The sequence below is a fragment of the Methylobacterium sp. GXF4 genome, assembly GCF_000272495.1.
In the GTDB taxonomy this organism is placed as follows: domain Bacteria; phylum Pseudomonadota; class Alphaproteobacteria; order Rhizobiales; family Beijerinckiaceae; genus Methylobacterium; species Methylobacterium brachiatum.
On sequence record NZ_AKFK01000067.1, the window covers coordinates 132,100 to 145,606 of the forward strand.

The window sequence follows — 13,507 nt, forward strand, 5'->3', positions numbered from 1 at the left end:
AAACGCTCGGCCGAAGGCAAACTCGAACCGGGTGCGGCCGGGCCGCCATGCCCGTAGCGGAGCGCCTCCGAGCGGGGTACGCTCGCCGCGATGACGGCGCGTACGGACAGTTCTGCCCTTGAGGCGGCTCCCCTGGGGACCGGGTTCTACACCGTTCCCGAGGCTGCACGGCTGATTCGCCTGCCGGCCCGGACCATCAGCCGCTGGCTCGGGGGCTATGCGTTCACCTCCGGCGGCCGTCCGGGGCGGATGCCGCCGCTCTGGACGCCCGAACTGCCGGCGAACGATCATCACCTGGAACTCGGCTTCCGCGATCTGATCGAGTTGCGCTTCGTCCAGGCGTTCGTGCGCGAGAATGTCGATCTGCGCGTGATCCGCCGCTGCCTCGAAGCCGCGCGCGAGGCCGTGCAGGATGCCCGGCCGTTCTCAACCCGCCGGTTCAAGACCGACGGACGCACGATCTTCCTCGAAAGCCTGAAATCCGATGGCGAGAGCGAGGTGATCGATCTGGCACGCGGACAATACGTCATCCGGGCGGTCCTGGAGCAGACGTTTCGCGATCTCGACATCGAGGGTGACATCGTCGTCCGCTGGCGGCCGTTTCAGGGTCGGGATTCGATCGTCATCGACCCGCGCCGTGCCTTCGGCCAGCCGATCGCAGCCATCTCCGGTGTGCCGACCGTGGCCCTGGCCGAGGCCGTCACAGCCGAGGGCTCGACCGAGCGGGTGGCGCGCCTGTACGAGGTTCCCGTAGCCGTGGTCCGGGATGCCGTGCGGTTCGAAGCGTCCCTCCAGGCGGCGTGAAAGTCGTCGTCGACGAGAACCTTTCGCCCGCCCTGGCCCGGGCCCTGGCGGCCCTGTTCGCGGGTGAGCATCAGATCCTCCACATCCGCGAGCGTTACGGGCCCGGGGTGACGGACCTGCAATGGATCTCCGAGCTGAGCCGCGAGGGCGGCTGGGTGGTTATCTCGGGGGACCGCCGTATCCGCAGGAACAAGGCGGAGTTCAACGCTTTCCGGGCGTCGCGGCTGACCGGCTTCTTCCTGTCGGCAGGCCTCTGCAAGGCGCCCCTGGTCAAGCAGGCGGAGCGCATCCTGGCCCTCTGGAGCGGGATCGAGACCTTCGCCGAGCGGGCCAGGCCCGGATCGATGTTCGAGCTTCCGCTGACGAGCACGCGGATCGGCACCCTGTAGGCGCGCCGGCCCGCATGCTCGGCGCGGTCGGTCACGCCACGCTGCGCTCGATCTCTTCCTCGTCGCAGATCACGCCGGCATTGCCCTCGAACTCGGCCGCGAGGTCCACGGGGGCGTGGGTCGGGGCCGCCGCCGCGCGGTCGCGCGCGAAGGTCGAGAGGAACAGCCGCATGACGTGGCGCACGCCCGCGTCGTTGATGGTCCGCTGGTCCTCGTTGTAGTAGCGCCCGGCATTCACGTTGCTCGTGACGATGTCGTAGGCGGGGAAATACACCGCCCGCGGATCGCCCCGGCCGACCACCTCGCCGGCGGCCACACGCAGCACCGATTTGGAGTAGCTGTTCGACTCCATCACGTGCCGGTCCATGTAGGTCGCGATCATCGGCACCGGCGAGACCGTGAAGATCACCCGGGCCTTGGGGTTCACGCTCCAGAGCCGGTCCAGGAAGCCGTTGAGGTCGCCAAGCACCTCGCCCGCGCCGGCATTGACGCACTCGTAGAGTTCCGGATCGAAGGTGCCGCCTGCGACCCCGGGGGCAAGCGGCAGCGCCGCGCCGTCGGCCCGCCAGCGCCAGCCCTCGGTGAGGCCCAGCGTCAGCACGAACACGTCCAGGGTCTCGAACAGGCGGCGCACCTCGGCCAGATGCGCGTCGCGGGCCGCGACCACCTCGGCCTCGCTGGCGAAGCCCGCCGGCTCGACGGTGGGGCGGAACGGGTCGACGTAGCGGCCGTCGTCGCGCAGCCACGCCTTCAGCTCCGGCTCGAAGCGGCCGTAGGCCCGGTCGAACAGCTGCACGAACTGGCGCGTGTAGTAGAGATTGCCGTACCGGGCCGAGAAGGTGCCGAACTGGCGCGCATTGGCCTCCTCGGTGCTCATGCCGGGGGGCGGCGGCTCGGTCAGGTAGTAGTTGAAGCCGGCGCCGCGCACCGCCTCGGCCACCCGCTGCGCGAAGCAGGAGCCGCCGGTGGCAACCTTGTCGGTCGGCCCGATCGCGAACGTGTCCTTCGGGTGCGGATTGACCGCGAAGGGCGGCACGTTGGTCACGACCTTGCGCCAGAATCGCTCGGCCGGTAGACCCGTATACGGATTCAACGCCATCTTCGAACCCTCTTCTTCACGACGGCGAGCGCCCTCGGGGATGCTGAGCCGTCCGCTGACACCGGCACGCGACGTGGCCCTGAACGATCTGCCCCGGCGCGCCCGCAGCGCGTTTTCCCTGTCGACACCCAGTTGGGCGCCTACCTGGGCGACACCATGGCGAAACCGCGCGCGCGCCGCCACGACGCGCGACGGACCGGCCATCGCGGTGCTGGGCAATTGCCAGGCCCGGGGGATCGCCCAGGCGATGCGCCTGCTCGCGCCGAAGAGCCCCGTGCGCTACCTGCCCATGGGCTCGCTCAAGCGCGACCACGGCCATGTCGACGGCCTGATCCGGACGCTGCGCTCCCACGACCACGTCTTCTCGCAGGCCTTCCCGGCCGGGCTGATCCCGGGGGGCGATATCGCGACCCTGCGGGCGGCCGACCCGCGGCTCAAGCTGTTCCCGTCGATCGTATTCTCGGCCTTCCATCCCGACATGGTCTATGTCGGCCAAGCCTCGGACCTCGCCGCGCTCAAGCTCGCGCCCTCGCCGATGGGGCAGTACCACTCGGCGATCGTCCTCTGCGCCCACCGGCTCGGCCTCGATGCCGGGCGCACCGCCGCCCTGTTCCGCGAGGACGTGTTCCGGCGGCTCGGTTATCTCGACCATTGGGATCCGGCCGTCCACGAGCTGGTCGCGTCCGCGTCCGCCCTGGGCTTCGGCCTGGACCGGGAGGTGACCCGCTGGGCCCGCCGGGGCGCCTTCATGCACGTGATGAACCACCCCAAGGCCTTCGTCATCGGCGACATCGCCCGGCGGCTGCTGCTGGAGAGCGGGATTCGGCCCGAGCCCGTGGAGGTCGAGGATTATCTCGGCGACGAGCTGGCCCAGGACGTGGTCTGGCCGCTCTACCCGCCGATCGCCGAGCATTTCGGGCTGACCGGCTCGTTCCTGTTCAAGATGAAGCCCCGGGGCGACGATTTCCCGAAGCTCTACGACCTGCCGGGCTTCATCGCGGCGAGCTTCGCGATCTACGACGCGATGCCGGTCGGCGACCTCGCCTGCCAGCGGGTGGATGCGTGGCTCGCCGCGCCCGAGATCGTCGCCCTGCTCCGGGCCGGATAGGCGAGACCCGCTCAGATTGCCGCGCACAGGGGCGCGTCGCTCAGGCCCTCGACCATCATCCGCACCAGGCGGTTGACCGCCTGCACCTGGAACGGCTTGCGCAGGAACAGGCTGCCCGGGACGCCCCGTCCGCCGCTCGAATCCGTCGAGGTGTAGACCACCGGCCGGTCGGCATGGATCGCCCGGAAGGCGTGGGCCACGGTCCAGCCGTCGATCAGCCCGGGCAGGTGGATGTCGGTGAACAGCCAGTCGATCTCGGCGCCCCGCGCCCGCAGCAGCGTCAGCGCCGCCTCGCCCGTGGAGGCCTCGATCACCCGGATGCCCTGCGTCTCGCACAGGCTCGCGATGATCTCGAGGAGCAGGTAGCTATCCTCGACGATGAGGACGCACTGGGCGGGGGGCATGGGGGCGGTCCGCGGATCGATTGGGTGAATCAAGAACCCACAGGGTTGAGGATCCCTTAAAGCGGCCTCGAAAGCGGTATCCGGCCCTGTTGCATCGCGGCAACCGGCGGGGCGGAAATGGCCGCGCTTGCGCCTCCGCCCCGGCGGTGCCGCAATCCGGGCGCGTCAGCATCCTCCTGCGTGCGGCAGCGCACGCCGCCGACCGGCCGAGACTCGCAGGAGGCTCCGCGGCGCCGGTCGGAACCGTCGCTTAACCATCCGCGCCTATCACCGGCGCTCAGGACTACGCGGACCCGCCTCGAAGACCAGCAGCCGGCCTTCGGCACCGCTCGAGGAGTTGAACGATCATGCCCCAGCGTTTCCGCGCACTCGCCCTCGGCCTCGCTGTCTGCGCCGCCCTCGGGCTCGGCGCCTGCAGCAACGACAAGGATCTCGCTGACGCCTCCGCCTTCGGGGCCGGCGCCGCGACCCCGGGCAGCGCGCAGGACTTCGTCGTCAATATCGGCGACCGGGTCTTCTTCGAATCGGATTCCACCGATCTGACGCCCACCGCCACCGCCACCCTCGACAAGCAGGCGGCCTGGCTGCAGCGCTACCCGCGCTACACCTTCATCATCGAGGGCCATGCCGACGAGCGCGGCACCCGCGAGTACAACTTCTCCCTGGGCGCCCGCCGGGCCCAGGCGGTCAACGACTACCTGGCCACGCGGGGCATCGGGGCGAACCGGATGCGCACCGTCTCCTACGGCAAGGAGCGGCCGGTGGCGGTGTGCAACGACATCTCGTGCTGGTCGCAGAACCGCCGCGCGGTGATCGTGCTCGACCGCGGCGCCGGCGCCTAAGGCGGCGATCCCGCCGGAATCCGGTTCCCGGAGGGTATGCCGCCCTCCGGAAACCGGGCTTTCAAAGGTCGACGCGGCGGCGCCAAGGCCCGGCCGCGAGCCAGCGGCGCCATCGGGCGCCCGCCCCGGGCCGGGACGAATCCGGGGGCGGCACGGCGAGCGGGCTCCCCGCGATCTGCCGGGTCTGATCGGCGAGTTCGATCAGCATCCGTTCCAGGAGCCCGCGGCGGCGCAGCTGGCTCTCCGCCGGATCGATCGTATCCGTTCCAGGCCGCAGCCGGACGAGGAATTCGGTGTCCGGCATCTCGGTCAGGCTCTCGACCCGCAGGTCGAGGAACCCGAGCTGGCCGAGTTCGAGCATCATCAGCTCGAAGCTCGCCGGCACGAACACCCAGTTATGGACGTCCACGTAGTCGCGGACGTCGCGGTAGCCGAGCATCTGCCAGGCCACATCGATGCCGCAGACGAGTTCGGCCGGCTGGGTGTCGCTCTCGAACCAGGCCGGGAAACCGCCCTTCTTCGCGATCCGCAGGCCGTAATCGAGATGCGTGCGCACATCGTGCCGGTCCCGCTTCTCCTCGTAGGCCAGGATCGCGTCGGCCGTGGTCGACGGGTTCCGGTAGAAGTCGAAGCACTTGCGCTTGTCCGGCACGGCCAGGACCACGACGCCCTCGGGCCGCAGGAGCGTCCGGGCCGCCTGCAGGAACCTGACGACATCCGTCGTATGCTCGATGACGTGGCTGGCGATGAACCCGTCGAAGGTGCCGTGGTGCTCGGCCGGGACGGCATCGGTCAGCGATCCGCCGTGCCAGACGAAATCGACCTCCTCGATCCGCGTCGGGTCCACCGCCGGGTCGCCGGCGTATTTGGCGATCAGATCTGCACGGGTGGCGTGGTCGAGGCTGAAGCTGTTCCACCCGGCGCTGCGCGGCACGAGCGGGTTGTGGGCCGGCCCGATCTCGATGAGCTTGCTCGCCTTGGTGAGGCCGACCAGGAGATGCAGCTCCCGATCCCGCGGCGCCTCCGCGGCGCGGGGATCGCGGACCGGCTGGCGAAGAGGCGGAGACGGATCGGTCAAATCGGCGACCTCGGCGGCTTCCGCCCGGGGCGCGCCGACGTCTGACGCGGTCGCGCACCCCCGGGCAGAACCCGCGCTGCAGCACGGAAGGGACCGACCTCGTAGGCGCCCAAGATGGCGTGCGGCTTGCGGTTCGGCCCGGACCTCTGCGCGCGGCCCCGACTCCGACCGGAGGGCGCCGCAGTTTTGCCGCGGAACGGCGCATCTGATAGGGCCTCGCGCTTCCATCGGACCGCAGCCCATCATGCCCGCCCGTCTTCGCACTCGCCTCGCGCTCACGACGATCCTCGGGGCCCTGCTCCTCGGCCATCCGGCCGCCGCGCAGGACGCCTCGGAACTGGTGGTGCGCCTCGGGCGCATTGAGAACCAGTCCCGGATCATGGCCGGGCAGATCGAGACCCTCCAGTATGAGAACCGCCAGCTGAAAGAGCAGCTGCGCAAGTTCCAGGAGGATGTCGAGTTTCGCCTGAACGAGGGCAAGGGCGGCGGCGGTAAGGCGGCTCCCTCGGCGGCGCCGGCTCCGGCCGGCGCGGTCAATGGCGGCAATCCGGGTGCCGGACGTCCGGGCAAGCGCGGCGACGCCTTCGACCCGTCCCAGGCCCCCGGCGCCCCCGGGGCGCCGATGCCGCTCGGCAGCACCCAGCCCTCCCCGCCCCTGCCGGCCCGGGAGGCCGCCGAGGCGGTGCCGGCCCGGCCGCAGGCTCTGCCCCGGGCCGCGATCGAGGACGAGGATCCCGACGCCGAGGGCGCCGCCCCCGGCTACGACGAGCCGGTGGACCTGCGGCCGCCCGCCCGCACCGGCGCGATCCCGGTCCCGGCGACCCGCCCGGCCGAGAGCGTGGCCGCCACCCGGACCGGCGACCCGGCCGCCGATTACGAGGCCGCGGTCGAGCTGGTCCGCTCCAAGCAGTACGAGCAGGCCGAGATGGGCCTGCGCCAGTTCATCCAGTCGCATCCCCGCGACAACCGGGTCGCCGGCGCGACCTACTGGCTGGGCGAGAGCTACCTGGCCCGCGGCCGCAACCGCGAGGCGGCCGAGCAGTTCCTGAAGGTCTCCACCGACTATGCCCGCTCGTCCCAGGCGCCGGACGCGATGCTGAAGCTCGGCGTCACGCTCAACGCCCTCGGGGCCCGCGAGCAGGCCTGCGCGACCTTGGCCGAGCTCGACCGGAAGTTCCCCAATGCCGGCAGCACCGTCCGCCAGGGCGTCGTCCGGGAGCAGAAGCGCGCCCGCTGCTCGGCCTGACCGGGATCCCAAAGGGCTCAGCCCTTTGGCGGGGTGTCGGGGCGGAGCCCCGATTCTCGGGCGTGCCCGACACCAGGGCTCTGCCCTGGACCCGCAAAAGGTCTCGGACCTTTTGAATCCATGATTGGTCCATCGGACGATCCGGTCCTCCGCGCCCTCGGGCCCTGGCTCGGCCGGTCCGACCGGGGCGTGCTGCTCGCCGTCTCGGGCGGGCCCGATTCGAGCGCGCTGATGCACGCCGCCGCGGCGCTCGGCGCCTCTGTGCAGGTCGCCACCGTCGATCACGGGTTGCGCCCGGATTCCGGATCGGAGGCCGAGGGCGTCGGCCGGGCGGCCCGGGCGCTCGGCCTGCCGCACGCGGTCCTGACCTGGGCCGGCCCGAAGCCCGGCACCGGCCTGCAGGATGCGGCCCGGGCCGCCCGCTATCGGCTGCTCGCCGCCCATGCCGAGGCGGTCGGCGCCGGCCTCGTGCTCACCGGCCACACCCAGGACGACCAGGCCGAGACCGTGCTGATGCGGCTCGCCGCCGGCAGCGGACCGGCCGGGCTCGCCGGCATGCGGACCGAGCGCCCCCTCGCCCCCGGCATCACCCTCGGGCGGCCGTTCCTGGCCTTGCCGAAGGCGACCCTGACGGCCTGGTGCGTGGCCCGGGGCATCCCGCATGTCCGCGACCCGGCCAATGCCGATCCGCGCTTCGCCCGGGCGCGCCTGCGCGCCACCTGGGCCGCCCTGGAGCGCGAGGGCCTGAGCCCGGCGCGGCTCGCGCGCCTCGCCGAACGGGCCGCCCGGGACGACGACGCCCTTCGGGTCGCGGCCGAGCAGGCCCTCGCGGCGGCCCTTCTGCCGGCAAAGAATACCGACGCCGCGGCGTTGCACCTCGACGGCGCCGCGCTGGCGGCCCTGCCGGAAGCCCTCGCCCTGCGCGGCCTCGATACCGCCCTGACCCGGGCCGGCGCCGGGCCGCGCCGCCTGGAGCGCCTGGAATCCCTGGTGCTCGACGCGCTGCTTCCGGCCCTGCGCCGCCGGGAGCCGATCCGGCGGACCCTGGCGGGAATCCTGGTCGCCGCCGATACCGCCGGTATCGTGACCCTCACCCTTGCGCCGCCCCGGCGTTCCAGGGCGGCGGATTGAAGAACAGATGTTCCCCTCGCCGCAGGGGGGACCGGCTTACTTGGCAACGAAGGCCCCCCCGCCTACATTGGCGAGGTGTGCACGGATGGACCGGCAAAGCCGCGCGATGTGTCCGTCTAGGGGGCCGCACGCACCAAGGATCGATCGATGAACCCGAATTTTCGCAACTTTGCCTTGTGGGTCGTCATCTTCCTGCTGGTGCTGGCCCTCGTGACCCTGTTCCAGAACCCGGGTCACCGGGGCGGCGGCAGCGAGATCGCCTACAGCCAGCTCCTCAACGACGCCGATGCCGGCAAGATCCAGTCGGTGGTGATCTCCGGGCAGGACGTGTCCGGCACCTATGTCGGGGGCGGCAACTTCACCAGCTACGCGCCCAACGACCCGAGCCTGGTCTCCAAGCTCCAGGGCAAGGGCGTGACGATCACGGCCCGCCCGCCGTCGGACAACACCCCCTGGTTCATCCAGCTGCTCGTGAGCTGGCTGCCGATCCTCGTCTTCATCGGCGCCTGGATCTTCCTCTCGCGCCAGATGCAGTCCGGCGCCGGCCGCGCCATGGGTTTCGGCAAGTCGAAGGCCAAGCTCCTGAACGAGGCCCACGGGCGCGTCAGCTTCGACGACGTCGCGGGCGTGGAGGAAGCCAAGGAGGATCTGCAGGAGATCGTCGAGTTCCTGCGCGACCCCCAGAAATTCCAACGGCTCGGCGGCCGGATCCCGCGCGGCGTGCTGCTCGTCGGCCCGCCCGGCACCGGTAAGACTCTGATCGCCCGGGCGGTCGCGGGCGAGGCCAACGTGCCGTTCTTCACCATCTCGGGCTCCGACTTCGTCGAGATGTTCGTGGGCGTCGGCGCCAGCCGCGTGCGCGACATGTTCGAGCAGGCCAAGAAGAACGCGCCCTGCATCATCTTCATCGACGAGATCGACGCGGTCGGCCGCCATCGCGGCGCCGGCCTGGGCGGCGGCAATGACGAGCGCGAGCAGACCCTGAACCAGCTCCTCGTTGAGATGGACGGGTTCGAGGCCAACGAGGGCGTCATCATCATCGCGGCGACCAACCGCCCCGACGTGCTCGACCCGGCGCTGCTGCGTCCGGGCCGGTTCGACCGCCAGATCATGGTGCCGAACCCGGACGTCACCGGCCGCGAGCGCATCCTGCGGGTCCATGTCCGCAAGGTGCCGCTGGCCCCCGATGTCGACCTCAAGACCATCGCGCGCGGCACCCCGGGCTTCTCCGGCGCCGACCTGATGAACCTCGTCAACGAGTCGGCCCTGCTGGCGGCCCGTCGCGGCAAGCGCATCGTCACGATGCACGAGTTCGAGGACGCCAAGGACAAGGTCATGATGGGCGCCGAGCGGCGGACCCTGGTCATGACCGAGGACGAGAAGCGGCTCACCGCCTATCACGAGGGCGGCCACGCCATCGTGGCGCTGAACGTCCCGGCCACCGACCCGGTGCACAAGGCGACCATCATCCCGCGCGGTCGTGCGCTCGGCATGGTCATGCAGCTGCCCGAGCGCGACAAGCTCTCCATGAGCTTCGAGCAGATGACCTCGCGGCTGGCGATCATGATGGGCGGCCGCATCGCCGAGGAGATGACCTTCGGCCGGGACAAGGTGACCTCGGGTGCCCAGTCGGACATCGAGCAGGCGACCCGCCTCGCCAAGATGATGGTGACCCGCTGGGGCTTCTCGCCCGAGCTCGGCACCGTGGCCTACGGCGAGAACAACGACGAGGTCTTCCTCGGCATGTCGATGGGCCGGCAGCAATCGGTCTCCGAGTCGACCGCCCAGAAGATCGACGCCGAGGTCCGCCGCCTGGTCGAGACCGGCCTGGAGGAGGCCCGTCGCATCCTGGCCGAGCACAAGGACGATCTGGAAGCCCTGGCCCAGGGGCTGCTCGAATACGAGACGCTCTCGGGCGACGAGATCCGCAACCTCCTGCGCGGCCAGCCCCCGATCCGCGACGGCGGCGACGTGCCTCCGACCCCGGCCCGGGGCTCCTCGGTCCCCTCCGCCGGCCGCGGCCGGCCGAAGGAGAGCGACGGCGGCCTGGAGCCTCAGCCGCAGGCCTGAGCCGGAATGGAATGATGAGAAGGGCGCCGCGAGGCGCCCTTTTTCGTTGGGTTTTCCGCGCCGGGCCCGTTGCGCGATGATCTGATGTCACAGCGCCGGATATGGCGCGGGTCCCCGCTTCCGCACGGGAGAGGGGGCACATCGCGATCCGCGCCGACCGATGTGTGACCACCATGGAGCGCCGTGGAGGGAAGGCGCGTGGCAGATCCGGACTGACCGCCCTGGGCCGCCCTGCATGACAATCCGCCCCGCCTGTCCGTGAACGCCCCCCGGAAGCTTGGCCGAAGGCTCGGCACCAGCGGGCGAATCGGAAAGACCGGGACGGGAATCTTCCGAGCCGCGCACCCGATGACGTTGTCCGTGTATCTCGTCGTCGGCCTCGGAGCCGCGGTCGCCGGCTTCGTGCAGGGGCTGTCGGGCTTCGCCTTTGGGCTGGTGGCCCTGTCGTTCTGGGCCTGGGTGATCGATCCGCAGCTCGCCGCCGTCCTGGCGGTGGCCGGGTCGCTCACCGGCCAGGTCGTGGCCGCCGTCACGGTCCGGCGGGGCTTCGACCGGGCCCGCCTCGCCCCGTTCGTGCTGGGCGGGCTCGCCGGCATTCCGCTGGGCGTGTTCCTGCTGCCGCACCTCAATGCCGACTGGTTCAAGGTGGTGCTCGGCACCCTGCTGGTGGTCTGGTGCCCGGCCATGCTGCTCGCCAAGGACCTGCCGCGGATCACCACGGGCGGGCGGCTGGCGGACGCCGTCGTCGGCATGAGCGGCGGCATGCTCGGCGGGCTCGGCGGCTTCACCGGCACGCTGCCGACCCTGTGGTGCGTGCTGCGCGGCTACGAGCGCGACGTGCAGCGCACGATCATCCAGAACTTCAACCTGACGATGCTGACCGTCACGATGCTCGTCTATCTCGGCTCGGGCCTCGTGACCCGCACGGCGCTGCCGATGCTGGCCGTGGTGCTGCCCGCCATGCTGATCCCGGTCCTGCTGGGCACCCGGGTCTATGTCGGCCTGAGCGAGACGGCCTTCCGCCGGGTGGTGCTCGGCCTCCTGACGATCTCCGGGATCACGCTGCTGGCGGCGGCACTCCCGCGGGTGCTGTAGCGCCCCACCCGGGGTCACGCCGCATTTCGACCGTCTTTGTCGGGGAGCACCCGGGGCAATCCAATCTGCTAAGTTCTGTCGGGCTACTCTGTCGCCGCGTTGGCCGGGCGAGAGGCCCGGCACCGGAGATCCTGATGGCGCGCAAGTATTTCGGAACCGACGGCATCCGGGGCCGGGCCAACGGGGTGATCACCCCGGAACTCGCCCTCAAGGTCGGGCAGGCGGCGGGCCTGGTGTTCCAGCGCGGCGATCACCGCCACCGGGTGGTGATCGGCAAGGATACCCGCCTGTCCGGCTACATGATCGAGACCGCCCTGGTGGCGGGCTTCACCTCGGTGGGCATGGACGTGCTGCTGCTCGGCCCGGTGCCGACCCCCGCGGTGGCGATGCTGACCCGCTCGATGCGGGCCGATATCGGGGTGATGATCTCGGCCTCGCACAACGCCTTCGAGGATAACGGCATCAAGCTGTTCGGCCCCGACGGGTTCAAGCTCAACGACACGATCGAGCATGAGATCGAGGAGCTGATCGACGCCGAGCTGCACACGAAGCTGGCGGGCTCCGCCGATCTCGGCCGGGCCAAGCGCATCGAGAGCGTGCATGCCCGCTACATCGAGTTCGCCAAGCGCACCCTGCCCCGGCACGTGACGCTGGACGGTCTGCGGGTGGTGGTCGATTGCGCCAACGGCGCCGCCTACCGGGTCGCCCCCGAAACCCTGTGGGAGCTCGGCGCCGAGGTGATCGCCATCGGTACCGAGCCGGACGGGTTCAACATCAACCGGGATGTCGGCTCCACCGCCCCGGCGGCCTTGGTCGCCAAGGTGCGCGAGCGCCGGGCCGATATCGGCATCGCGCTGGACGGCGACGCCGACCGGGTGCTGATCGTCGACGAGAAGGGCCACGTGGTCGATGGCGACCAGCTGATGGCCGTGGTCGCGCGCTCCTGGCAGGAGGACGAGCGGCTCACCCAGCCGGGGCTGGTGGCGACGATCATGTCCAATCTCGGCCTGGAGCGCTTCCTCGGCGGCCTCGGCCTGACGTTGGCCCGCACGGCGGTGGGCGACCGCTACGTGCTCGAGCACATGCGCGAGCACGGCTACAATCTCGGCGGCGAGCAATCCGGCCACATCATCATGTCGGACTACACCACCACGGGCGACGGCCTTGTGGCGGCGCTGCAGCTGCTCAGCGTGGTGCAGCGCCAGGGCCGGCCGGTGAGCGAGGTCTGCCACTGCTTCGACCCGCTGCCGCAGATCCTCAAGAACGTCCGCTACCGGGCCGGCGAGCCGCTGAGTCAGGACAGCGTGGTCAGCGCGATCGCCCAGGCCCGCGCCCGCCTGGGCAATGGCGGCCGCCTGGTGATCCGCCCCTCCGGCACCGAGCCGGTGATCCGCGTGATGGCCGAGGGCGACGACCGCGGCCTCGTCAACGAGGTGGTCGACGAGGTGGTCGAGGCGGTCACCAAGGTCGCGGCCTGAGGCGGGGATCCCGAAGGGCCCGCGGCCCTTCGGCGGGGTTCAGGGGCGGAGCCCCTGAGGGCTCACCGCTCACGCGTAGGCGGCGCGCAGGATCGCCGGTGCGGTGAACCGCCAGGCCGCCAGCAGGGCGGCGCGCAGGGTCTCCTCCTCGCACGGGTCGAGGTCGAGATTGGTCCAGCCGCGCCGGCCCCAGGCGCCGTCGAGCGGCGTGAACAGGTCCGGCTCGGCCTCGCACAATTCGGCCTGGTCGGCGGGCGCCAGGCGCAGCACGACCCGGTCCTCCTCGACCCACAGGGTCGCGAACACCCGACCGCCGACGCGGAAATCCGGGTTGCCGCGATGGGCGCCCGCCACCGTCTCGGGCAGCATCAGCGCCAGGGCGCGCACGTCCTCGGGCAGCACCGGCTCAGCCCGGCGCGCGGGCGAAGGGTGTCGCGATCGTGCCGGGTGCTGCGACCAAGACTGGCGAATCCTTTGCTGAGCTGTGGCTTGTCCAGGCTGTAAGCGCCCGGCAAGGCTAACATTTAACGTTAAGCCGGATTTAAGACGTTCGATCCATCCTTCGCCTCGTCATCAGAGCCGGCATGTCAAGCTTCCGGCACACGAGTCCAGTGAAGGAATCCTTATGGCCCGCTCCAAGCTGAACGCTTTGGTGCGTAGCCTGACGCTCGCGGCGAGCGTCGGCGCGCCCTGCCTAGCCGCTGCTGCGGACCTGCTGAACTCCAGTCACCGATGTATCTCGTATGCCGTCTTCTGCTTGAAA

Annotated in this window: 13 protein-coding genes; 9 read left to right on the forward strand and 4 right to left on the reverse strand. The window is 70.8% G+C overall.

Annotated elements, in window-relative coordinates; translation table 11 throughout:
* Positions 1–90: 90 nt before the first annotated feature.
* Both WYO_RS18680 and WYO_RS18685 read left to right on the forward strand, forming a co-directional pair.
* Complete coding sequence (locus WYO_RS18680) at positions 91–804, forward strand: hypothetical protein (RefSeq protein WP_007565370.1); 714 nt, start codon at positions 91–93, stop codon at positions 802–804.
* Positions 801–1,193 (forward strand): DUF5615 family PIN-like protein, encoded by a 393-nt coding sequence (locus WYO_RS18685; protein ID WP_007565372.1) that lies wholly within the window; start codon positions 801–803, stop codon positions 1,191–1,193. Before WYO_RS18680 ends, WYO_RS18685 begins: the two co-directional genes overlap by 4 nt.
* A gap of 31 nt (positions 1,194–1,224) precedes the next feature.
* Here WYO_RS18685 and WYO_RS18690 read toward each other — a convergent pair whose 3' ends face one another.
* On the reverse strand, positions 1,225–2,292 hold the full coding sequence (locus WYO_RS18690; RefSeq protein ID WP_007565374.1) for a GSCFA domain-containing protein: 1,068 nt from the start codon (positions 2,290–2,292) through the stop codon (positions 1,225–1,227).
* Between the two features lie 40 nt (positions 2,293–2,332).
* Between WYO_RS18690 and WYO_RS18695 the strand changes: the two genes are divergently transcribed.
* Entirely contained in the window at positions 2,333–3,400 is a 1,068-nt protein-coding gene (locus tag WYO_RS18695) for a WcbI family polysaccharide biosynthesis putative acetyltransferase (protein ID WP_007565376.1), read from the forward strand.
* Between the two features lie 11 nt (positions 3,401–3,411).
* Here the strand turns inward: WYO_RS18695 and WYO_RS18700 are convergent, their stop codons facing one another.
* Positions 3,412–3,804, reverse strand: coding sequence for a response regulator (locus WYO_RS18700; RefSeq protein WP_007565378.1), 393 nt, complete (start codon positions 3,802–3,804; stop codon positions 3,412–3,414).
* 347 nt (positions 3,805–4,151) lie between these two features.
* Here WYO_RS18700 and pal point away from each other — a divergent pair, with 347 nt between their 5' ends.
* Positions 4,152–4,646 (forward strand): peptidoglycan-associated lipoprotein Pal, encoded by a 495-nt coding sequence (pal, locus tag WYO_RS18705; RefSeq protein WP_007565379.1) that lies wholly within the window; start codon positions 4,152–4,154, stop codon positions 4,644–4,646.
* A 61-nt stretch (positions 4,647–4,707) separates the two neighbouring features.
* On the opposite strand, the gene WYO_RS18710 is transcribed toward pal, so the two are convergent.
* A complete protein-coding gene (locus WYO_RS18710) occupies positions 4,708–5,724 on the reverse strand; it encodes a methyltransferase domain-containing protein (protein ID WP_007565381.1) in 1,017 nt (338 codons plus the stop codon).
* Positions 5,725–5,968: 244 nt separating this feature from the next.
* Between WYO_RS18710 and ybgF the strand changes: the two genes are divergently transcribed.
* From ybgF to glmM, 5 genes are all read left to right on the forward strand, one after another.
* Positions 5,969–6,970, forward strand: coding sequence for a tol-pal system protein YbgF (ybgF, locus tag WYO_RS18715; RefSeq protein ID WP_007565383.1), 1,002 nt, complete (start codon positions 5,969–5,971; stop codon positions 6,968–6,970).
* 120 nt (positions 6,971–7,090) lie between these two features.
* Positions 7,091–8,101: a tRNA lysidine(34) synthetase TilS gene (gene tilS, locus WYO_RS18720; RefSeq protein WP_007565385.1), complete on the forward strand. Its 1,011-nt coding sequence runs from the start codon at positions 7,091–7,093 to the stop codon at positions 8,099–8,101.
* A gap of 147 nt (positions 8,102–8,248) precedes the next feature.
* Positions 8,249–10,171, forward strand: coding sequence for an ATP-dependent zinc metalloprotease FtsH (ftsH, locus tag WYO_RS18725; RefSeq protein WP_007565388.1), 1,923 nt, complete (start codon positions 8,249–8,251; stop codon positions 10,169–10,171).
* A gap of 348 nt (positions 10,172–10,519) precedes the next feature.
* Positions 10,520–11,266, forward strand: a complete 747-nt coding sequence (locus WYO_RS18730) for a sulfite exporter TauE/SafE family protein (RefSeq protein WP_007565390.1) — start codon at positions 10,520–10,522, stop codon at positions 11,264–11,266.
* A gap of 134 nt (positions 11,267–11,400) precedes the next feature.
* Positions 11,401–12,744 (forward strand): phosphoglucosamine mutase, encoded by a 1,344-nt coding sequence (glmM, locus tag WYO_RS18735; protein WP_007565392.1) that lies wholly within the window; start codon positions 11,401–11,403, stop codon positions 12,742–12,744.
* Positions 12,745–12,813: 69 nt separating this feature from the next.
* Here the strand turns inward: glmM and WYO_RS18740 are convergent, their stop codons facing one another.
* Positions 12,814–13,146, reverse strand: a complete 333-nt coding sequence (locus WYO_RS18740; RefSeq protein WP_007565394.1) for an MmcQ/YjbR family DNA-binding protein — start codon at positions 13,144–13,146, stop codon at positions 12,814–12,816.
* Positions 13,147–13,507 lie beyond the last annotated feature (361 nt).

Excerpts from the sequence above, each read along its gene's own strand:
- ftsH (WP_007565388.1), top strand. The coding sequence starts at position 8,249 with ATGAACCCGAATTTTCGCAACTTTGCCTTGTGGGTCGTCATCTTCCTG.
- WYO_RS18690 (WP_007565374.1), bottom strand. The coding sequence starts at position 2,292 with ATGGCGTTGAATCCGTATACGGGTCTACCGGCCGAGCGATTCTGGCGC.
- WYO_RS18680 (WP_007565370.1), top strand. The coding sequence starts at position 91 with ATGACGGCGCGTACGGACAGTTCTGCCCTTGAGGCGGCTCCCCTGGGG.
- glmM (WP_007565392.1), top strand. The coding sequence starts at position 11,401 with ATGGCGCGCAAGTATTTCGGAACCGACGGCATCCGGGGCCGGGCCAAC.
- pal (WP_007565379.1), top strand. The coding sequence starts at position 4,152 with ATGCCCCAGCGTTTCCGCGCACTCGCCCTCGGCCTCGCTGTCTGCGCC.
- WYO_RS18695 (WP_007565376.1), top strand. The coding sequence starts at position 2,333 with ATGCTGAGCCGTCCGCTGACACCGGCACGCGACGTGGCCCTGAACGAT.
- ybgF (WP_007565383.1), top strand. The coding sequence starts at position 5,969 with ATGCCCGCCCGTCTTCGCACTCGCCTCGCGCTCACGACGATCCTCGGG.
- WYO_RS18700 (WP_007565378.1), bottom strand. The coding sequence starts at position 3,804 with ATGCCCCCCGCCCAGTGCGTCCTCATCGTCGAGGATAGCTACCTGCTC.
- tilS (WP_007565385.1), top strand. The coding sequence starts at position 7,091 with ATGATTGGTCCATCGGACGATCCGGTCCTCCGCGCCCTCGGGCCCTGG.
- WYO_RS18730 (WP_007565390.1), top strand. The coding sequence starts at position 10,520 with ATGACGTTGTCCGTGTATCTCGTCGTCGGCCTCGGAGCCGCGGTCGCC.